The 18,776-nt window shown below is 72.3% G+C and carries 17 protein-coding genes; 3 read left to right on the top strand and 14 right to left on the bottom strand.

Going from position 1 to position 18,776, the window contains the following annotated elements; all coding sequences use genetic code 11:
* Window positions 1-24: 24 nt before the first annotated feature.
* The 8 genes from IEX47_RS00825 to IEX47_RS00790 all read right to left on the bottom strand — a co-directional run bounded on the left by IEX47_RS00825 (window position 25) and on the right by IEX47_RS00790 (window position 7,895).
* Window positions 25-1,098 (bottom strand): glycerophosphodiester phosphodiesterase family protein, encoded by a 1,074-nt coding sequence (locus IEX47_RS00825; protein WP_188781959.1) that lies wholly within the window; start codon window positions 1,096-1,098, stop codon window positions 25-27.
* A gap of 69 nt (window positions 1,099-1,167) precedes the next feature.
* Window positions 1,168-1,836: a plastocyanin/azurin family copper-binding protein gene (locus tag IEX47_RS00820; protein ID WP_188781956.1), complete on the bottom strand. Its 669-nt coding sequence runs from the start codon at window positions 1,834-1,836 to the stop codon at window positions 1,168-1,170.
* Between the two features lie 116 nt (window positions 1,837-1,952).
* Window positions 1,953-2,858, bottom strand: a complete 906-nt coding sequence (locus IEX47_RS00815; protein ID WP_188781955.1) for a cupredoxin domain-containing protein — start codon at window positions 2,856-2,858, stop codon at window positions 1,953-1,955.
* Between the two features lie 88 nt (window positions 2,859-2,946).
* Window positions 2,947-3,570 (bottom strand): hypothetical protein, encoded by a 624-nt coding sequence (locus IEX47_RS00810; RefSeq protein WP_188781953.1) that lies wholly within the window; start codon window positions 3,568-3,570, stop codon window positions 2,947-2,949.
* A gap of 23 nt (window positions 3,571-3,593) precedes the next feature.
* Window positions 3,594-4,946: a copper resistance CopC/CopD family protein gene (locus IEX47_RS00805; protein ID WP_188781951.1), complete on the bottom strand. Its 1,353-nt coding sequence runs from the start codon at window positions 4,944-4,946 to the stop codon at window positions 3,594-3,596.
* Complete coding sequence (locus IEX47_RS00800; protein ID WP_188781949.1) at window positions 4,943-5,608, bottom strand: hypothetical protein; 666 nt, start codon at window positions 5,606-5,608, stop codon at window positions 4,943-4,945. Before IEX47_RS00800 ends, IEX47_RS00805 begins: the two co-directional genes overlap by 4 nt.
* Window positions 5,609-5,939: 331 nt before the next feature.
* A complete protein-coding gene (locus tag IEX47_RS00795) occupies window positions 5,940-7,175 on the bottom strand; it encodes a cytochrome P450 (protein WP_188781947.1) in 1,236 nt (411 codons plus the stop codon).
* Between the two features lie 75 nt (window positions 7,176-7,250).
* Entirely contained in the window at window positions 7,251-7,895 is a 645-nt protein-coding gene (locus IEX47_RS00790) for a class I SAM-dependent methyltransferase (RefSeq protein ID WP_188781946.1), read from the bottom strand.
* Between the two features lie 166 nt (window positions 7,896-8,061).
* On the opposite strand from IEX47_RS00790, the gene IEX47_RS00785 reads away from it, so the two are divergent.
* Complete coding sequence (locus IEX47_RS00785; protein ID WP_188781945.1) at window positions 8,062-9,120, top strand: TerC family protein; 1,059 nt, start codon at window positions 8,062-8,064, stop codon at window positions 9,118-9,120.
* A 181-nt stretch (window positions 9,121-9,301) separates the two neighbouring features.
* Window positions 9,302-12,091 (top strand): FAD/NAD(P)-binding protein, encoded by a 2,790-nt coding sequence (locus IEX47_RS00780; RefSeq protein ID WP_188781944.1) that lies wholly within the window; start codon window positions 9,302-9,304, stop codon window positions 12,089-12,091.
* A gap of 54 nt (window positions 12,092-12,145) precedes the next feature.
* Here IEX47_RS00780 and IEX47_RS00775 read toward each other — a convergent pair whose 3' ends face one another.
* The 4 genes from IEX47_RS00775 to IEX47_RS00760 are packed head-to-tail and all read right to left on the bottom strand — an operon-like array spanning window position 12,146 to window position 16,243.
* Window positions 12,146-12,988, bottom strand: a complete 843-nt coding sequence (locus IEX47_RS00775; protein WP_188781943.1) for an ABC transporter permease — start codon at window positions 12,986-12,988, stop codon at window positions 12,146-12,148.
* Window positions 12,978-13,802: an ABC transporter ATP-binding protein gene (locus IEX47_RS00770; protein ID WP_188781942.1), complete on the bottom strand. Its 825-nt coding sequence runs from the start codon at window positions 13,800-13,802 to the stop codon at window positions 12,978-12,980. The genes IEX47_RS00775 and IEX47_RS00770 overlap by 11 nt, the downstream gene beginning before the upstream one ends.
* Before the next feature lie 10 nt (window positions 13,803-13,812).
* Window positions 13,813-14,856 carry an ABC transporter substrate-binding protein gene (locus IEX47_RS00765; protein ID WP_188781940.1) on the bottom strand — a complete coding sequence of 348 codons (1,044 nt, stop codon included), beginning with the start codon at window positions 14,854-14,856 and terminating at the stop codon, window positions 13,813-13,815.
* A 40-nt stretch (window positions 14,857-14,896) separates the two neighbouring features.
* Window positions 14,897-16,243, bottom strand: a complete 1,347-nt coding sequence (locus IEX47_RS00760) for an LLM class flavin-dependent oxidoreductase (RefSeq protein WP_188781938.1) — start codon at window positions 16,241-16,243, stop codon at window positions 14,897-14,899.
* A gap of 225 nt (window positions 16,244-16,468) precedes the next feature.
* Between IEX47_RS00760 and IEX47_RS00755 the strand changes: the two genes are divergently transcribed.
* Window positions 16,469-16,615 carry a GPGG-motif small membrane protein gene (locus IEX47_RS00755; protein WP_188781936.1) on the top strand — a complete coding sequence of 49 codons (147 nt, stop codon included), beginning with the start codon at window positions 16,469-16,471 and terminating at the stop codon, window positions 16,613-16,615.
* 90 nt (window positions 16,616-16,705) lie between these two features.
* Here IEX47_RS00755 and IEX47_RS00750 read toward each other — a convergent pair whose 3' ends face one another.
* A complete protein-coding gene (locus IEX47_RS00750; RefSeq protein WP_188781934.1) occupies window positions 16,706-17,959 on the bottom strand; it encodes a sugar ABC transporter permease in 1,254 nt (417 codons plus the stop codon).
* Complete coding sequence (locus IEX47_RS00745; RefSeq protein WP_188781932.1) at window positions 17,952-18,761, bottom strand: ATP-binding cassette domain-containing protein; 810 nt, start codon at window positions 18,759-18,761, stop codon at window positions 17,952-17,954. Before IEX47_RS00745 ends, IEX47_RS00750 begins: the two co-directional genes overlap by 8 nt.
* Window positions 18,762-18,776: the final 15 nt, after the last annotated feature.

The following is an 18,776-nucleotide window of genomic DNA, read 5'->3' as shown; positions in this document are numbered from 1 at the left end:
CCACGCGCGACTCCCCACCGCGGGTCAGCGACGCACGGGGAGGCGGCGGCGAGCGCGGGTGGCGAGCGCAGCGAGGTACTCCTCGCGGGCAGCGAGAACGAGGTCGGGGTTGTCGGTGATCAGGCCGTCGGCGCCGGCCTCGAGCAGCAGCCGTGCCTCCCCGGCGAGGTCTCCGTGGTGGCCCGGGGTGTCGTCGGAGCGGAGCTCGACGGGCAGGAAGCGGTTCTCCACGCGCAGCGTCCAGACGTGGACCGTCAGCCAGCGGCTGTGCGCCTTCGTGACCAGCTTCGACACCTTGCGGGTCCGGCCCGCGTCGTCGCGGGGCAGCACCATCTCCTTGTGCACGCCCACACCCCCGGCGTACGTCGCGATCTCGGCGAGGCCCGCGGGCTTCGCCATCTCCGCGTACGTCGTGGGGTCGCCCGCCGCGACGAGGTCGGCGGGGCGGCCCTTGCGGTCGAGCAGCTGGATGACCGCGACCGGCGACTGTGCGGCGACCTGGCGCAGCACGGTCGTCTCGAAGCTCATCACCGTGACGCGGGAGCGCGCGTGGTCGACGCCGTGGTCCCGCAGGGTGGCGAGCAGCGGCGGCACCACGTCGAGCCCGCGGGCTGCGTAGTGGGCGGCGTGCTTGACCTCGACGAGCACGCCGACGGTGCGGCCGAGCAGGCGCGACTCCAGCTCGACGAGCGTGAGCACCTCGTCGAGGCTCGGGATCGCGAGGCGGCCGTGGAACTCGGTGTTGGCGCGACGGACCTTGCGGAACCGCTCGCGCGCCCGGAGGGTGCGGAGCTCGGCGAAGGTGAAGTCCTCGACGAACCAGTCGTCGTGCTCGTGGCCGTCGACGGTGCGGACCGTCCGCCGGTCGGCGAACCCGGGGTGGTCGGCGACGTCGGTCGTGGCGAAGAGCGTGGCGTCGTGGCGGGCGACGAGGACACCGTCCTTCGTCGGGACCACGTCGAGCTCGATGTCGTCGGCGCCCATCCGGATCGCGAGGCGGTAGGCCTCGAGCGTGTGCTCCGGGCGCTGGCCGCTCGCTCCGCGGTGGCCGGCGACAGCAGGGGTGGGGACGAGGCTGCGTCCCAGCTGCGTGTTCACCCCACCTTGGTCGCACCCCCACACCAACCCCGGGTGACGTCCGGGTGTCGGGTGTGGGGGCGCGAGGTGTCAGTTCTGCTTGCCGGCGGGGCGTGAGGCGAGCAGCAGGAGGCAGAAGACGACCACCGCGACGGCGACGCCCGCGACCAGCAGCAGCGGGTCCAGGCCCGATGTGCTCTCCGGCGTGACGCCGGCCGTGGTCGGTGCGGGTGCCGTCGTGGCCGACGGGGCTGCCGCGACAGTGCCGTGTGCCGTGCCGGCCTTCCCGGCCTTCTGCGGTGCCGCGGTCGTCGGCGTACCGGCGGGGGTGGTGGGTGCGGTCGTCGGCATCGCCGCCATCGCGTGGGTCGGCGCTCCCTGCGTCGGCTGCGGCGTCGGCGCGGGCTTCGCCTTCACGGTGAGCGTGCCGTGCATGTCGGGGTGGACGCTGCAGACGTAGGAGTAGGTGCCCGGCGTGCCGAGCGTGTACGACCACCGCTGGCCCTTCTGCAGCATGGGCGACCGGAACGTCGCCGGTCCGGACGTCACGACGACGTCGTGGGGCGCCTCGTCCTGGTTGACCCAGGTGACGGTGTCGCCCTGCTGGACGGTCAGCGCGCCGCTGCCGAACTGGTACTGCTTGATCGTCACCGTGTACGCCGCGGCGTGGGCCGGCGCGGCGCCGAGGCCGAGCGACAGCAGCGCCACGGCGAGGGCGGCAAGGAGGGCGGTGGCGGTGGGGCGGCGGGTGTTTCGCATGGAGTCAGCTCCCGGGAGGGGTCGGGCGGGTGATACTGGTCGGCGGTGGTCCGGCCGTCTGCGATACGGCCGGACCACCGCCTGCTCTCAGTGCTGCGCGCTGGGCTGCGCGGGGCTCAGCAGCCCGAGCCGCTCAGCGGGGCGAGCATGTTGCCGATCAGGACGGTGTGCGTCTTGACGTACTGGTCGAGCTTCGCGATGTCCGCCACCTGCTCGGTCGGCGACTCGCCCAGGTGGCCGGCGTACACGTGCTGCAGGAAGACGTCGAGCGCGTCCTCGCCGCCACCGACCAGCGGGGCGATCATGTTGCCGATCAGCACCGTGTGGGTCTTCGTGTACGGGTCGATGTCGAGCGCCTGCATCACCTGGTCGAGCGGGGACACCTGGAGGTGCGCCGCGTAGAAGTGCTGCAGGAAGGCGTCCGCTGCGACCTTGGCGCCGGTGCACTCCGACGACGGGGTCGGCATGGGCATCGGGGTGGTCGGCGTGGACGTCGGCGTCGGCGTGGGGTGCGCCGTCGGGGTCGGCGTCGGGTGGCCGGTCGGGGTGGGCGTGGGCGTCGGGTGCGTGGTCGGCGCCGGGGTCGGCGCCGGCGTAGGCGCGGTGCCCGTGACGACCAGCGTCGCCTTCATGTCCGGGTGGACGGCGCAGTAGTAGGAGTAGGTGCCCGGCTTGGTGAAGGTGTAGGTGAAGCTCTCGCCCTTGGAGAGGTTGCCGGAGTTGACCTTCTCCGGACCGGACGTGACGGTCACCGTGTGCGGCGCCGTGTCCATGTTGGTCCAGGTGACGGTGTCACCGGCCTTGATCGTGAGCGACGCGGGCGAGAACGCGTAGCCCTTGATCATCACGGTGTGGGTGGTCGTCGCCGCGGACTGCCGGAGCACGTCGGTCGAGGCGACGCCGCGGGCCTGGAGACCGGCGAACGAGAGCGCCGCCGCGACGAGCGCCGCGAGCAGCAGGAGCCACACGCCGCGACGGCCACCGGCGAGGGTGGAGCCAGAGATCAGGGTGCCTGGATTCATCGTTGGTTCTCCTCAGCTGAGGGCCAGGTGGGTGCTCCGCCGACTGCGACTTCGGCCAGCACCCGGAGGGCCCGGGGTGGGTTGGCGATCAACAGCCGACGAGCGGCGTGATCATGTTCTGGGCCATGACGGTGTGGGTCTTGACGTACTGGTCGGGGTCGGCGAGGTCGGCGACCTGCTCGGTGGGCGACTCGCCCAGGTGGGCGGCGTACACGTGCTGGAGGAAGGAGTCGCTGCTGCCCTCGAGGCCACCGACGAGCGGCGCCAGCATGTTGCCGAGAAGGACCGTGTGGGCCTTCGTGTAGGCGTCGACGTCGGTCGCGTCGGCGACCTGCTGGCCCGGCGACGTCGCCAGGTGGGCAGCCTGGAGGTGCTGCATGAACGCGTCGGCCGCGGGCTTCGCCCCGGCGCACTCCGACGTGGCAGCGGGGGCGGCCATCGGCATCGCCATGGCCTTCGGAGCGGCCTTGGGCGCCACCGGCACCGCGGCCGGTGCCGCTGCAGCGGGCGCCGCAGCCGGAGCGGGGGCGAGCGCAGGGAGCAGGCCGGCGACGGGGACCGACGCGGACTGGTTGACCAGGCTGGCCGGGGACGCCGGGGCGCCGTGGGTGAGCGCGAAGAACGACAACGAGGCTCCTGCCCCTGCCAGCGCCGCCGCGGTCACCAGGGCACCCCGGCGACCCGAGGTCCCGATCATGGACAGTGAACTCATCTTGATTTCCTTTCAGAGGGGATTCACACACCGGGGCTGGACGTGACCAGCACGCTGGCCGCCCCGAGAACTGCCAGGACGAGCGCGCTCTCGGCGGCCACGGAGGCCGTGAGAGGGCGGACGTTCCCGGTACGCCTGCCGGACGACCCGACGCTGCGGTCGAGCCATCGCTTGCTGAAGAGCGCGGCGGTCAGCACCAGGCCGAAGAGGCCGAGCTTGAGCGCGAGCACGCGGCCGTAGTGGGTCGTGAAGAGCACGCCCGGGCCACCGGCGACCTGCCACAGCAGGATCACGCCGGAGCCGACGATGAGCGCGACGGAGACCTGGGCGACCACCGAGAAGCGGCCGACGATGCGGCGTACCTCTGCGGGCCCGGAGGACGGGATCAGGCAGCTGAGCACGACGACGAGCCCGCCGAACCAGGCGCTGATCGCGACCAGGTGGAGCAGGTCGGCCAGCGTGGCCCAGCCGCTCGACGCCTCGGCCGCGTGGCCGCTCATGCCGGTCGCGCGGAGCATGCCGCCGGCGACGACGAGGGCACCGACGCGCCACGGCAGGCTGCGCGCCGTCGCGGCACCGCCCTGTGCCAGGGCCACGACGACGACCGACGCGAGCAGCCAGAGCAGGACCAGCACCGCGACGGGCCGGCCGTAGTCCTCGCCGAGCGGTCCGTGCAGGGCGCCGTCGAGGGAGATGTGGCCGTCGATGCGCCAGAGCACGAGGCAGGCCGAGGCGAACGACGACAGCAGCCCGACCGTGACGGCACCGCCGAGCAGCAACCGCGTACGCCGTACGCCGGCGCCCGCGGGCCACAGGGCGGCGATGAAGAAGAGGCCACCGGCGAGCAGAGCGAGGGCGACGTAGCCGACGAGGCGGGAGGTGCGCGCCAGCCCGTCGACCACGCCGAGGTCGCGCGGCCCGGAGGCGGCTGCCTGCTGCTGGGTCGAGCTCGGGCTCGCAGCGGGGGTGCTGTCCGCGGTGCCGGCGGCGGCACGGACCGGCCAGGCCAGGCGGCCGTGGGTCTCGTGGCCGTCGGCCTCGTCGACCACGCGCCAGGCGAGCACCAGCTTCTCGGCCCTGGTCACGCCGCGCAGATCGACCGCGACAGCGTCCTCCTTGCCGGGGACCGCGGTCAGCGGAAGCTCATGGCCCGCGGTCGTGACGGTGACGTCGTGCAGCGAGACCGGCTCGCCGTAGGTCAGGACGACCTGCAGCGGAACGCCCTTGAGCCGGGTGCCCTGCGCCGGGTCGGTGTGCACGAGCTCGGTGTGTGCGGAGGCGGAGCCGGTCGAGCCGAGGACGAACCAGGCCGCGAGCAGCAGCGCCGCGAGCAGCGCGCCGCGGCGGAGGGTGCCGCGCCTGCTGGACCGGGTCATCGCGTGGCCTCACGGGTCGCGACCGTCGAGGTGGTCGTCTGGCCGGGCAGGCAGGGCGGTGCGCTCTTCTCGCCGCCGGTGAGGGGCGTCGTGAGCAGGTCGGTCACGGGAGCCAGCGAGCCGCTCAGGGTACCCGTCAGCGAGCCGGTGGAGCCGCTGCCGAGCAGGCCGCCGACGAGGCCGTCGACCGTGCCGGTGACGGACCCGGTGAGCGGGCCGGTGAGCGGGCCGGTGAGCGGGCCGACCAGGGGCAGGTCGGAGGCCGGCAGCGCCGCGAGGAGGTCGGCGCACGTGGGGTCGTCCTGCTCCGGCGCGGGCGCGGGGTCGTGCGCCTCCGGCGTCGGGGCAGGATGGACCGGTGCGGGCGTCGGCGCGCTGCCGGCACCGCCCATGTCCATCCCCGCCATGCCACCGCTCGCTCCGGCGTACGACGGGGAGGCCGGCATCGCCATCGCCGGCGCGTTGGCGGCGGGCGGGGCCGTCGTGGCCGGCGCAGCGACCTGCGGTGCGGGGGCAGGCTGCTCGAGGGTCGCCTGGGCGTCGTTGCGCACGGGCAGCCCCAGCCCCGACGCGTAGCCCAGCGCCACCACGACGGCACCTGCGAGTGCACTCGCGACCGCTGCCTCGCGGAGGTCGATCGCACCTGTTCTGAACCCGGTCACCGAGCTGTCCCTTCGTCAGGGCACCCGGATCCCGAGAAGTCACCGGATGCTCTTGTTGTTGGTCAGCCCTCCCACCTCGGACTCCCACCCGAGGCCCCTGCTTCAGAAGGAATCCTGTCCAGCGCTCGCTCCGCCGCGGTTACGTCGGCGCATCCCCGGGGCAACCTTTCGCGCACACATCGACCGGCCGACGTGCGCCGAAAGCAACGCTGACGACACCGGCCCGGCAGCCAGGCCCGCTAGACCAGCGGGAACGTGCAACAGCCATGCATCGGCCGTGTAACAGGGGTGGCGCGTGTGACGACCGCCTCCGGCGGACGCGCAGGACGGGTCAGTGCGCGACGGGGCAGGTGCGCACGGGCATCGCGTCGACACCGAAGACGATCGACGTCTGCCGGTACGCCGGGTCCCCGGCCAGGGCGAGGCGCGGGAAGCGCCGCGCAAGGGCGGGCAGGGCGACCTGCAGCTCGAGCCGGGCCAGCTCGGCGCCGACGCAGCGGTGGATGCCGTGGCCGAAGGCGAGGTGCGACGCCGGCTCGCGCGAGGGGTCGAAGCCCTCGCGGCCGTCATGGTTGGAGCCGGGGATGGAGACCATCACGACGTCGCCCTTGCGGATCCGCTGGCCGGCGACGACGACGTCCTGCTTCGCGAACCGCGGGAACGCCACCTGCACGACCGCGAGGTGGCGCAGCAGCTCCTCGACGACCGGCACCGGGTCCGCGCCGGAGGCGAGGGCGTCCCACCACTCCGCATGCTCGAGCAGGAGGCCGGTGCCGAGCGCGAGCATCGCGGCGCTCGTCTCCATGCCGCCGGTGAAGACGCCGTCGGCCACGCCGCCGAGCTCGTGGTCGGAGATCTCGGGGTGCTCGGCCACCAGACGGCCGATCAGCCCCGGCCCCGGCTCGATGCGCTGGCGCTCGGTGGCGCCGATGAGGAAGGTCCGCGAGCCGGAGATCGCACCGAACGCCCCCATGCCGCCCTGCGACACGTCGAAGCGGGCGCCGCCCAGCTGCCGGAAGACGGCCCGGTCGTCGAGCGGCAGGCCGAGCAGCTCGCAGATCACGAGGAAGGGCACGTCGAACGCGAACGTCGCGGCCAGGTCGACGGCGTCGCCAGCCTTGCCACGGCGGTCGAGCAGGTCGAGCTGCTCGTCGACGATCGAGGCGATCCGCGGACGCAGGGCCTCCAGCTTCCGCTTCGTGAACTCGGGCGCCACCAGCTTGCGCAGCGCCGTGTGCTCCGGCGGATCGGTGAACCCCAGGCCGCCGATGTCGCCGCCCGCGGCACCGCGCGCCCCGACGTACGGGCGGATGTCGGTGGAGTACGCCGTGGGCTCGGCGAGGACGGCACGCCCGGCCTCGGCGTCGGTCACCAGCCAGACCTTCAGGCCGAGCACGGAGGCGAGCAGGCGGATCGACTGCCCGTCGGTGAGCCGGGGGTCGATGTCGACGCCGTCACGCTGCAGCGGCCACGCGAGCGAGTCCGGCAGGCTGTCGAGGCGCGACAGGTCGAGCCTGCGGCTGCCGACACGTGCGGCGAGCCGGACCAGCGGAGCGGCGATTCCCATGGCCACATGCTGCCGTTTGCGACTGAGGAAAGGGTGAATTTCGCAAGGAACGGTCGGGCGCGGCGCGCCCACCGCTCACACCTCGCCAGGCGCGGTGGCCGCGACGTACTGGAAGAAGCCGTGGATCTCGCGGCTGACCTCGGTGAAGCCGGCAGCCTCGAGCCGGCCGGTCACCTCGGCCGGGCCGAAGACCCTCAGCCCCGACAGGCGCGCCACCTGGCCGGCCAGGCCGCGCACCACGTCCGGGGCGGTCGTCGTCATGATCGCCACCCGGCCGCCCGGCCGGACCACCCGCACGATCTCGTCCAGCGCCACGAACGGGTCCGGGATCAGGTAGAGCGCGCCGTAGCAGGCGACCCCGTCGAAGGCGTCGTCGCCGAACGGCAGCCGCAGCGCACTGCCCTCGACGTACGCCGTGCCGGGAGCGTCGTGGTCGCGCGCGGCCTGCCGCAGCATCGGCCGCGAGAGGTCGATGCCGAGGGCGAGGCCCGCGGGCGCGACCGCAGCGGCGTACGCGGTCGTGAAGTTGCCGGGACCGCAGGCGACGTCGAGCACGAGGTCACCCGGGCCGAGTCGCAGAGCCTCGACGGCCTTCGCCTTCTCGCGGAGCAGGTGCGGGAGGTCGAAGGCGTTCGCGCCGAGCCACCAGGCAGGCCGCCAGACGTGCTGGTAGACGGGGGCCAGGAGCGGGTGCTGCATCGCGCGTTGGGCAAGGCTCACCTCCGCACCGTAGACTGGCGCCACCTTGGAGGGGAGTATTCCTTCGCGGTGGTGTCGTCAGTACGGGCCCGGTGTGGCCCCGGTGCCATCGGTCCGCGCTCAGCGCCGGGCGGAAGAGACCTCCGGAGTCAGTCCTGCACACACTCCGGAGGAAGGGATATCTCCCATGGACGCACTTCTCGGCGACTCGGTCGCCTCCCCCACCGTCTGGCTCGTCACCCTGCTGGTGACGCTCGGCATCATCGTGGTCGACATCCTCGTGATCGGCCGTCGTCCCCACGAGCCCTCGCTGCGTGAGGCCTCGCGCCACCTCGCCTTCTACGTCGGCCTGGCCGTCGCCTTCGGCGTCGGCCTGTGGGTCTTCGCCGAGCCCCACGCGCTCTCTCCCAGCCCCGGCCCGGAGTTCTTCGCCGGCTGGCTGACGGAGTACTCGCTGTCGGTCGACAACCTCTTCATCTTCATCATCATCATGGCCAGCTTCGGCGTGCCCCGGCAGTTCCAGCAGAAGGCGCTGCTGATCGGCATCGTGCTGGCGCTCGTCTTCCGCGGCGTCTTCATCGTGATCGGCGCTGCGGCCATCGACCGCTGGAGCTGGGTCTTCTACCTGTTCGGCGCCTTCCTCATCTACACCGCGGCGAAGCTCGCCAGGGAGGGCGGCGAGGACGAGGACGAGTTCGAGGAGAACAAGCTCGTCGCCTTCGCCGAGAAGCGCCTGCCGGCCACCAAGGAGTGGAACGGCACGAAGGCCTTCGCGCGCATCGACGGCAAGCGCGTCATCACCCCGATGTTCCTGGTCATCCTCACGCTCGGCACGACCGACCTGCTCTTCGCGCTCGACTCGATCCCCGCGATCTACGGCCTGACGAAGGACCCCTACCTCGTCTTCACCGCCAACATCTTCGCGCTGATGGGCCTGCGCCAGCTCTACTTCCTCATCGGCGGCCTGCTCGAGCGGCTGATCTACCTCTCCTACGGCCTGGCCTTCCTGCTCGGCTTCATCGGCGTGAAGCTCGTGCTGCACGCGCTGCACACCAACGAGCTGCCGTTCATCAACGGCGGCCACCACGTCGCATGGGCCCCGGACATCCCGATCTGGCTCTCGCTCGTCGTCATCATCGGCACGCTCGCGGTCACCACCGTCGTCTCGCTCCTGGCGAGCGCACGGATGAGCGCCCCCGAGCGCGACGCCCTCACCGGCCCCCGCCGCGACTGGGAAGACGACTGACCCTCGGCCCTCCGCCGGGACGTCGCGTGATCGCGCGACGTCCCGGCTCCGGTGCGGGCCGCCCCAGCGCACGGGGGCCGCGTCGCGAGCGCATATCCGGATTTATTCCTAGTTATTGACTATGCTTACTTGTCATGAGCGCGTGTCGCATGGCGAGTCCCCTGTCCCCGCGGTGCCGGCGATGAGCCGCCGTCCGCTCGTCGCGGTCGTCGGCGCCGGAGCAGCCGGCACGCTGACGGCGCTCCACCTCGTGCGCGAGTCGGGGCGCCGCTCCACCCCGGTCGAGATCGTCCTCCTCGACCCGGCCGACCGCTGGGCCCGCGGCGTCGCCTTCGGCACCCCCGACGAGCAGCACCTGCTCAACGTGCCGGCGGCGGGCATGAGCGCCCTGCCCGAGGACCCCTCGCACTTCCTCCACTGGCTCCAGGGCCAGCAGCCCGACGCCCACGCGTTCACCTTCGCCAGCCGGCGTACGTGGGGGCGCTACCTCGACGAGCAGCTCACCGGCGCGCTCCGCGACGTCCTCGTCGAGACCACCGTGGAGCACGCCCGCACCACCGTCACCGCCGTACGCCGGGACGGGGCGCGGGCGCGCCTCTCCCTGGCCGGCCCTCCCGGCGGCGCGCAGGCAGGCGCCGCGGAGACCTTGCTCGCCGACGCGGTCGTGGTCGCAGCGGGCCTCCCCGCGACGGGCGATGCCTGGGCGCCCGAGGCACTGCGGGACTCGCCGTTCTTCGTGGCGGACCCGTGGGCGCCGGGCGCCCTCGACCCGGTCCGCCGTGACCGCACCGGCCCTGCCGACGTGCTGCTGGTGGGCACCGGCCTGACCGCGGTCGACGTCCTGCTCTCCCTCGCGGGAACCCGCGACGGCCGGCACCTGCAGGCGATCTCACGCTCCGGCGCGCTGCCCGCCTGCCATGCCGACCGCCTCAAGCCCGCGGTCATCCCGGACATCAGCGACTGGGGCGCGACGCTCACGGAGCTCCGCAACCGGGTCAGGCGCCACCTCGACGACGCCCGCTCGGCGAGCGGCGACTGGCGCCCGGGGATCGACGGCCTGCGGTTCCGCGTCGCCGAGCTGTGGCAGCGCCTGCCCGAGGAGGACCGACACACCTTCCTCACCCAGGACGTCGCCGCCTGGAACCGGCTGCGCCACCGCCTGCCCCGCGGGAGCCACGACCGGCTCGACGCGCTCGTCGGCTCCGGCGAGGTCACGCTCATCGCCGCCACTGTGCAGGCCGTGACCCCGCTGCCCTGCGGCGGGCTCGAGGTCACGACCTCCGACGGCACCGCGCGCGAGGTCGGCTGGGTGGTCAACTGCACCGGGCCACGCTCCGACGTCGGCGAGCTGGGCAACCCCCTGCTCGACGACCTGCTCCGCCCCCGCCTCGACGGCGCGCTCGCCGTGACCTCCACCGCTGGCATGGGCCTGCGCACCCGCGACGGCCGCCTCGTCGACGGCCGCGGGCGCAGCGACGCCCCGCTCTGGGCCCTCGGCGCGCTGCGCCGCGGCGAGCTGTGGGAGTCGACCGCCGTCCCCGAGATCCGCCAGCAGGCACTCGCCCTCGCGGTCTCGGTGCTCGAGGACGTCGCTCCCCTCCCGCGTCGCCTGGCCGACGGCACCTGGGTGCCGGGCCACCACCCCGTCGCCCGTCCACGGGACCCGCTCGGCCTCCCGCTGTCCACCACCGCCGAGGCCGCGGCCACCTTCAACGCCGGGCTCGAGCGGCTGATGCGGCTGCAGTCCGGCGCCGAGGACCTGTTCGCCGAGGCCGCCCGGCTCGACCCCGACTTCGCCCTCGCCCATGCCGCGCTCGCCCTCCTCGGCCACGAGGCCGGTGCCGCGACCGACGTCACCGCCGCCCTGGCCGCCGCCCGCCGCGCCGCGAAGCAGAACGCCGACGACCGCGAGCGCTCGCTCGTCAGCGTCGTCGGTCTCCGCGTCCGTGAGCCCCGCCGGGCCGGCGCGGACGCCCTGCGGCGCCACGTCGCGGCGTACCCGCGGGACGTGCTGGCGGTCTCCGCCGCCGTCCCGACGATCGCCTTCTCCGGCGTGATCGACGTGCAGCAGGACGTCTGGGCGCTCGTCGAGAACCTCGCCCCGGCGTACGGGGACCACTGGTGGTTCATCTCCCTGCTCGCCTTCGTCCGCCAGGACCAGGCCCGGTACGACGAGGCCGCGCTGCTCGCCGAGTCCGCCCTGTCGTGCGAGCCCGCGTCGGGCCACGCGGTGCACGCGCTCACCCACGTGCACTACGAGACGGGGCAGCACGAGACCGGACGGGCCTGGCTCGACCACTGGATCGATGCGAGCGGACGCAGCGCGAGCCACCGCGCGCACTTCGCCTGGCACGCCGCGCTCCACGACCTCGCGCTCGGCGACCTGGCCGCGGTCGAGGCACGCTTCGCGCGACAGCTCGCCGACGTGACCGGTGTGCGCGGGCTCGTCGACACCGCGTCGCTGCTCTGGCGGTGGCGGGTCGCCACGACGGAGTGGGAGCCCGAGCGCGGCGCTCCCCCGGCGGCCGGGTCCGTGCTCGCCGCCGTCGACCACGACCTGCTCGGCAGCCCGTCGACGCCGTTCATCGCGCTCCACGCGGCGGTCGCCCACGCGGCCAACCAGGACCCCGCGGCGCTCGACGCCCTCGGCGCCCGCTGCCGCCGCTCCCGCGACGCGGCGACCCGCAGCGTCGTCTCCCCCGTCTGCCAGGGGCTCGCCGACGTGCTCCGCGAGGAGTGGGACCCCGCCATCGAGCACCTCGCCGCCGCCCTGCCCGACCTCGCCACGGTCGGTGGCTCGGCCGCGCAGCGCGAGATCGTCGAGGAGACGCTGCTCCTCGCGCTCCACCGCAGCGGCCGGGTCCCGCAGGCCCGCGAGCTCCTCGAGGACCGCGTCACGCGCCGCCACTCCCCGCTCGACCGGCGCCGCCTCGAGCTGCTGGAGAACGAGAAAGCCGCCCTCCCTGCCTGAGCAGGGAGGGCGGCCTCGTCCGTGCAGCCGCGGCGGCCAGCCGTACGGCGTACGTCAGGAGCGCCAGCGGGAGAAGCGCCGCTCGAGCGCGACCAGCCCGTAGTTCACCCCCAGCCCGAGGAGGGACGTCGTGAGGATCGCGGCGTACATCTTCGGGATCAGCATGTTGTTGTTGGAGTAGCTGATCAGGAAGCCCAGGCCGGCGTTCGCACCGACCAGCTCGGCCGCGATGAGCACCAGGATCGCCGTCGCTCCCGAGATCCGGATGCCGGTGAAGATCGTCGGCACCGCCGCCGGGAAGACCACCTTGCGGAAGGTCGCCACCGGAGAGAGCCCGAGCACCTTCGCCGACCGCAGCAGCTGCGCGTCGACGGTGGCGACGCCGGCGATGGTCGACAGCAGGATCGGGAAGAAGCAGGCGAAGGTGATGATCGCGATCTTCGACGCCTCCCCGATGCCCAGGATGAGCGTGAAGACCGGCAGCAGGGCCAACGCGGCCGTGTTCCGGAAGACCTCCAGCACGGGCTGGAAGAACTCGCGCACCGGGCGGTACCACGCCACCGCGGCCCCGAGCGGGATCGCCAGCACCGTCGCCAGCAGGAAGCCGGCACCCGACCGGACCAGGCTGGCCTGGAGATGGCGCCAGAGCTCGCCGCTGACGATCAGCTGCCACCACGCCTCGAGCACCGTGCTGAGCGGAGGGATGAAGTAGGAGTCGACCAGCCCCACGCGGGGCAGGACCTCCCAGATGACGGCCAGCGTGACGAGTCCGCCGACCCCGCGGGCGACCGTGACCGCGCGGCGGCGGCCCCGGGAGACGCCGCGGGCGCGGACGGAGGCCTCCTGGCGCGGGTTGGGCCGGGCCTCGGTGCGCTCCTCGAGCAGGCTAGGCGACACGAGCGTCCTCCTTCGGGCGTGCGGGCGCGTGCTCCTCGCGGAGCAGCGTCCAGACCTCGTGCCGGTACGCCGCGAACTCGGCCGTCGCCCGCACGTCCCGGTCCCCTGCGCCGGAACGGTCGAGGTCGACGTCGACGATCGCCTTGATCCGGCCCGGCCGGCTGCTCATCACCGCGACGCGCTGGCCGAGGAAGACGGCCTCGTCGATGTCGTGGGTGATGAAGACGACCGTGGTGCCGGTGCGCTGCCAGATGGAGACCAGCTCCTCCTGGAGCCGCTCGCGGGTCTGGGCGTCGAGCGCGCCGTACGGCTCGTCCATCAGGAGCACCTCGGGCTGGTAGCTGAGGCTGCGCGCGATCGCCACGCGCTGCTTCATGCCGCCGGAGAGCTCGTGCGGGTAGCGCCCGGCGAACTCCGACAGCCCGACGAGCTCGAGGTAGGTCTGCGCCCTCTCCTTGCGCTCGGCCTTCGACAGCCCGCCCTTCGCCTCGAGCGCGAACTCGACGTTGGCCTGGGCGGTCCGCCACGGGAGCAGCGTGTACTGCTGGAAGACCACGCTGCGGTCGAGCCCTGGCCCAGTGATCGGCACGCCGTCGATGGTCAGGCTGCCCGAGGTGGGCACTGCCAGGCCGGCGATGAGGTCGAGGACCGTGGACTTGCCGCAGCCCGAGGGGCCGACGACAGTGAGGAACTCGCCCGGCGCGATGTCGAGGTCGAGGCCCTCGAGGGCGACGAACTCGCGGAGCTGCCGGTCGTCGTTGCCGCGGACCAGGAAGCTCTGGCCCACGTCACGGAGCTGGATGCGGGAACTCATGACGTCCTCCTCACGCGCCCGGGTTGAACTCGTTGGTGTAGACGTCCGACGGCTTGATCTTCGTCGGGTCCACGTCGCCGCGGCTGCCCAGCCAGTCGAGCCAGACCGCGATGTCCTTGTCGGCGATGACCCCGCCCTTGCTCGAGACGCCGTTGCTGCCGTTCCAGTTCTTCTCGACGGCCTCGACCCCGTCGCCGTAGCCGTTGTCGCGCAGCCACTTCGTGTAGACCTTCAGCACCTGGGCCCGGTCGTGCGACTCGATGTAGTCCACCGCCGCCGCGATGCCGGACACGAGCACGCGGTCGGTCTTCTTCTGGTGCTCGATCCAGTCGTCGCGCAGCGCGAACCCGCCGCCGTTGTAGAACCCGACGACGTCGCTGTCCTTGACGATCGTGTCGATCTTCACCGCCTCGCCGATCGCCTTGAGCTGCCCGACCCCGACGTACGCCGCGTCGACCTGGCCCTGGGAGAGCGCCTGCGCCGTGTTGAGCGGCGGCAGCGGGACGAGCGTGACCTGCTTGATCTGGTCCTTGCTCAGGCCGCCCTTGGCGAACCACGTGTCGAGCACGGCCTCGGCGTTGGCACCGAGCGTGTTGACCGCGACCTTCTTGCCGATGAACGAGTGCGGGTCCTTCGTCAGGCCCGAGCCCTTCTTCGCGACGACCGCGGCGCCCGTCTTCGCGTTGGTGCCGTACGTCGACACGACGGCCTTGATCGGCACGCCGGTGGCCACGGTCTGCGCGATCGCGCCGTAGAACGCCGAGGCGGAGATGTCGACCTGGTTGCTGGCCAGCGCCCGGAGCGACTCGGGGCCGCCCTGGACGTCGCCGACCTTCTTGAGCGTGATGCCGGGGAGCTTGCCGAGCGCATCGGCCAGCTGCAGTGGATCGACCCCTCCGGGGGAGCTCTGGTAGCGGACGGTGACGGTGCCGTCCGCGGCCTTGGCGGGCTCCGCACCTGCGCTACCGCAGGCCGTCAGCCCGCCCAGCAGGGCGGCGGTGGCCGCGGTGCCCGCAAGGAGGCGTCGGACGGGGGCGGTAGAGGTGGTGCTCATGGTGTCCTCTCGGTTTCTTTTCTCGGGTGGGTGGTGCGGGTCAGGAGGCGTCAGCGGCGGCCGGGGTGGCGGCGTACTGGCTGGCGGGGCGGGCGAGGCCGTAGTGCTCGCGGAGGGTCGAGCCGGTGTACTCCGTGCGGAAGAGCCCGCGGTCCTGGAGGATCGGCACGACCTTCGACGTGAAGGCGTCGAGGTGCTGGGGGTAGAGCGGCGGCAGGACGTTGAAGCCGTCGGCCGCGCGGCCCTCGAACCACTCCTGGATCGTGTCGGCGATCTGCACCGGCGTGCCGTGCACGACGTTGTGGCCACGCCCGCCGGCGAGGCGGTGGAGCAGCTCACGCAGCGTCGGCCGGTCGCGCTCGACGATGTTGGCGACGACCTGCAGGCGGCTGCGGTTGTTGTCGAGCACGTTGCCCGCGTTGCCGAAGGTCTCCGCCGGGACCGGCTCGTCCAGCTCGAGGTGCGACAGGTCGATCCCGGCGAAGCCCTGGAGCTGGCGCAGGCCCGCGGCCGGGACGGTGAGCCGGTTGAACTCGTCGTACAGCTCCTTCGCCTCGGCAGCGGTGTCGCCGATGAAGGGGCTGATGCCGGGGAGGATCTTCACCGACTCGGGGTCACGGCCGAACCCGACCGCCTTCGCCTTGACGTCGGCGTAGAAGGCCTGGGCGTCGGCGAGCGTCTGGTGGGCGGTGAAGATCGCCTCGGCGTTGCGGCCGGCGAAGGCGCGACCGTCGTTGGAGGAGCCGGCCTGGACGTAGACCGGGCGACCCTGCGGCGTACGCGGGGCGTTGAAGGGGCCCTTGACCGCCAGGTGCTTGCCCACGTGGTCGAGGGCGTGCACCTTCGCGGTGTCGAAGAAGACCCCGCTCTCGCGGTCGACGACCTCGGCGTCGTCCTCCCAGCTGTCCCAGAGCTTCGTGACGACGTCGATGAACTCCTGCGCCCGCTCGTAGCGGGTCGCCGGGTCGGCGGCCTGCGGCCGCCCGAAGTTGGCGGCCGCCTCGTCGCCCTGGGTCGTGACGATGTTCCAGCCGGCCCGGCCACCGGAGATCCGGTCGAGGCTGGCGAAGAGGCGGGCCAGGTTGTAGGGCTCGTAGTAGCTCGTGGACGCCGTCGCGATCAGGCCGATCTTCTCGGTGACGGTCGCGAGCGCGGTGAGCAGGGTGATCGGCTCGAACTGGTTGCCCGGGCGGTGCCCGCTCCCCCACAGCACCGGCCCGTCGGCGAGGAAGACCGCGTCCAGCTTCGCCGCCTCTGCCCGCCGGGCGATGTCCTGGTACCAGCTGATGTCACCGACCCGCTCGGCGCCGCTGTCGGGGTGGCGCCAGGAGGCCTCGTGGTGACCGGTGTCGTGCAGGAAGGCGTTGAGGCTGAGCTGTCGTGACACGGTGCGCCCTTTCGATGTTTTCCTAGTGGATTACTAGACTTTAATCGCAGCGGTATCCCTCTCGGCAAATCCGATGACCGCGATGTGGGACGGCTGTCCACATCGCGGCGAGGTCGGCGCACGACGTGCCCGGCATACAAGCGCAGGCATGTCGTCCCGAATGCACGGGTACGACGTCAGCGAGGTTCGCCACCGAGCGGACCCATGACACGAAAGGGGCTCACCATGGCTCTCCTGTTGTGGATCATCGCCGTCATCCTGGTGGTGGCCGGAATCGTCAGCCTCGTCCGCGGACAGCTGCTCTGGGGAATCGTCCTCATCATCGTGGGCCTCGCCGTGGGCCCCGGTGGCTACAGCATCTTCAGTCGCTGACGCACGACACCCCCACGACACAACGACTCAGGGCCGCCCGATGACGGGCGGCCCTGAGTCGTTGCTGTGCGGTGCTGACCAGCCGTGGCGTCAGCCGCGGCCGCTCGAGGTGCGGGCGCGACGGCTCACCGAGTCGATCGCGACGGCGAGCAGGAGCACGCCACCGGTCACGATGAACCGGACCGACGAGTCGACGTTGACGATGTTGAGACCGGTCTGGATCGCCTGCAGGACGATGATGCCCAGCATCGCGGCGTACGCCGACCCGCGGCCGCCGAAGAGGCTGGTGCCGCCGATGACCGCGGCTGCGATCGCGGTGAGGTTGGTGTCCGTCGTGCCGCTGGACTGCGAGACCGACGTCAGCAGGCCGGCGCTCATCAGGCCGCCGAAGGCCGCCAGCGTCGAGCAGCCCACGAAGACCGTCAGGTAGATCCGCCCGACCCGGATGCCGGAACGGCGGGCCGCCTCCTCGTTGCCACCGACCGCGAAGAGGTGACGCCCCCACCGGGTCTTGCGCAGCAGCAGGTCGAGCACCACCACGAGCGCCGCGAAGAGCACCCACAGGTAGCTCCAGCCCCGATCGACGTTGAGGTACGACGTGAGCCAGAGCAGGCCGACAGCGAGCAGTGCAGAGCGCACGAGCAGCAGGCCCAGGGAGCCGGTGGAGAGCCCGGCCTTGGCGCGGCGCGCCCGGCCGACAAGCTGGAGACCGAGCGAGGCGAGCACCAGCGCAGCCACGATGACGTAGGCCAGCAGGTCGGGCACGAACCCGAACTTCGCGAACTGGACCAGCCCGGAGTCGCTCGGCAGGTTGATGGTGCCGTGGTCACCCAGGACGTAGAGCAGCCCGCCCTGGAAGGCGAGCAGGCCCGCGAGCGAGAAGACGAAGCTCGGCACGCCCAGCTTGAGGTAGAGCAGCGAGTAGACCAGGCCGATCGTCGCTCCGACGGCCACGCCCACGAGCATGCCGAGGAACATCGAGTGCCCGTGGTCGACGACGAAGACCGCCATGCAGGCAGCCGAGAAGCCCGACACGGAGCCCACCGACAGGTCGATCTCGCCGAGCAGCAGCACGAGCACGATGCCGAGCGAGATGATCCCGACGGGCGCAGCGAACTGCGTCATCGAGACCAGCGTGTACGACGAGAGGAACCGGGGGTCCTGGGCGTAGAAGACGACGCAGATCGCGATCAGGCCCACGACCACCGGGAGGCTGCCGAGCTCACCGCCGCGCAGGCGGTTCCAGAAGACCTTCGCGTAGCCGGCCAGGCCCTCGTTCTGGATCAGCCGCTCGTCGAGCAGGTCGGCGGGCACACCGGGGGTGGCATCCTGGACGTCAGCCATCGTTCTTCTCTCCCTCGTGGCGCGCCGCACGGGCCGCCACCACGTTGTCGGATGCGCCGGTGATCGCGGCGACCAGTGCTTCGGTGCTCGCCTCGGCGACCTTGAACTCGGCGGCGTTGCGTCCGAGCCGCAGGACGACGACCCGGTCGGCCACCGCCTGCACGTCGGCCATGTTGTGGCTGATCAGGACCACGCCGCGGCCCTGCTCCTTGAGCCGCTCGACGAGGTTGAGCACCTCGGCGGTCTGGGCGACGCCCAGCGCTGCGGTCGGCTCGTCGAGCATCACGACCTTGGGGTCGCCGACGAGCGCACGGGCGATGGCGACGGTCTGCCGCTGGCCGCCCGAGAGCGACGCGATCGGGAGCCGGACCGACGGGATCTTCGCGGAGAGGGAGCGGAGCAGCCGCCACGCCTCGTTCTCCATGGCCACCTCGTCGAGTGCCACGCCACCGACGAGCTTCTCGCGGCCCAGGAAGAGGTTGGCGACGACGTCGAGGTTGTCGCACAGCGCCAGGTCCTGGAAGACGGTGGCGATGCCCATCGCCTGCGCCTGCGCCGGCCCCGGGACGGAGACGGACCTGCCGTCGAACCGGATGTCGCCGCCGTCGGGCTGGTAGACGCCCGACATGATCTTGACGAGCGTCGACTTGCCGGCGCCGTTGTCACCGACGAGGGCGACGACCTCTCCCGCACCCACCTCGAGATGGATGTCGGTGAGCACCTGCACGGCTCCGAACCGCTTGTTCACCCCGGTCAGGGAGAGCACGCTCTCCCTGACCGGGCTTTCGGTGACCATGGTCATCGGGATGAGGTGTCC

The organism is Nocardioides phosphati (assembly GCF_014646375.1).
In the GTDB taxonomy this organism is placed as follows: Bacteria; Actinomycetota; Actinomycetes; order Propionibacteriales; family Nocardioidaceae; genus Nocardioides; species Nocardioides phosphati.
This window is presented reverse-complemented; position numbering and strand designations above follow the sequence as displayed.

Bases quoted from the DNA above. Each gene is read 5' to 3' on its own strand.
- IEX47_RS00770 (WP_188781942.1), bottom strand. From the start codon at position 13,802: ATGAGTTCCCGCATCCAGCTCCGTGACGTGGGCCAGAGCTTCCTGGTC.
- IEX47_RS00745 (WP_188781932.1), bottom strand. From the start codon at position 18,761: ATGACCATGGTCACCGAAAGCCCGGTCAGGGAGAGCGTGCTCTCCCTG.
- IEX47_RS00755 (WP_188781936.1), top strand. From the start codon at position 16,469: ATGGCTCTCCTGTTGTGGATCATCGCCGTCATCCTGGTGGTGGCCGGA.
- IEX47_RS00795 (WP_188781947.1), bottom strand. From the start codon at position 7,175: ATGGGAATCGCCGCTCCGCTGGTCCGGCTCGCCGCACGTGTCGGCAGC.
- IEX47_RS00785 (WP_188781945.1), top strand. From the start codon at position 8,062: ATGGACGCACTTCTCGGCGACTCGGTCGCCTCCCCCACCGTCTGGCTC.
- IEX47_RS00815 (WP_188781955.1), bottom strand. From the start codon at position 2,858: ATGAATCCAGGCACCCTGATCTCTGGCTCCACCCTCGCCGGTGGCCGT.
- IEX47_RS00750 (WP_188781934.1), bottom strand. From the start codon at position 17,959: ATGGCTGACGTCCAGGATGCCACCCCCGGTGTGCCCGCCGACCTGCTC.
- IEX47_RS00765 (WP_188781940.1), bottom strand. From the start codon at position 14,856: ATGAGCACCACCTCTACCGCCCCCGTCCGACGCCTCCTTGCGGGCACC.
- IEX47_RS00820 (WP_188781956.1), bottom strand. From the start codon at position 1,836: ATGCGAAACACCCGCCGCCCCACCGCCACCGCCCTCCTTGCCGCCCTC.
- IEX47_RS00805 (WP_188781951.1), bottom strand. From the start codon at position 4,946: ATGACCCGGTCCAGCAGGCGCGGCACCCTCCGCCGCGGCGCGCTGCTC.
- IEX47_RS00810 (WP_188781953.1), bottom strand. From the start codon at position 3,570: ATGAGTTCACTGTCCATGATCGGGACCTCGGGTCGCCGGGGTGCCCTG.
- IEX47_RS00780 (WP_188781944.1), top strand. From the start codon at position 9,302: ATGAGCCGCCGTCCGCTCGTCGCGGTCGTCGGCGCCGGAGCAGCCGGC.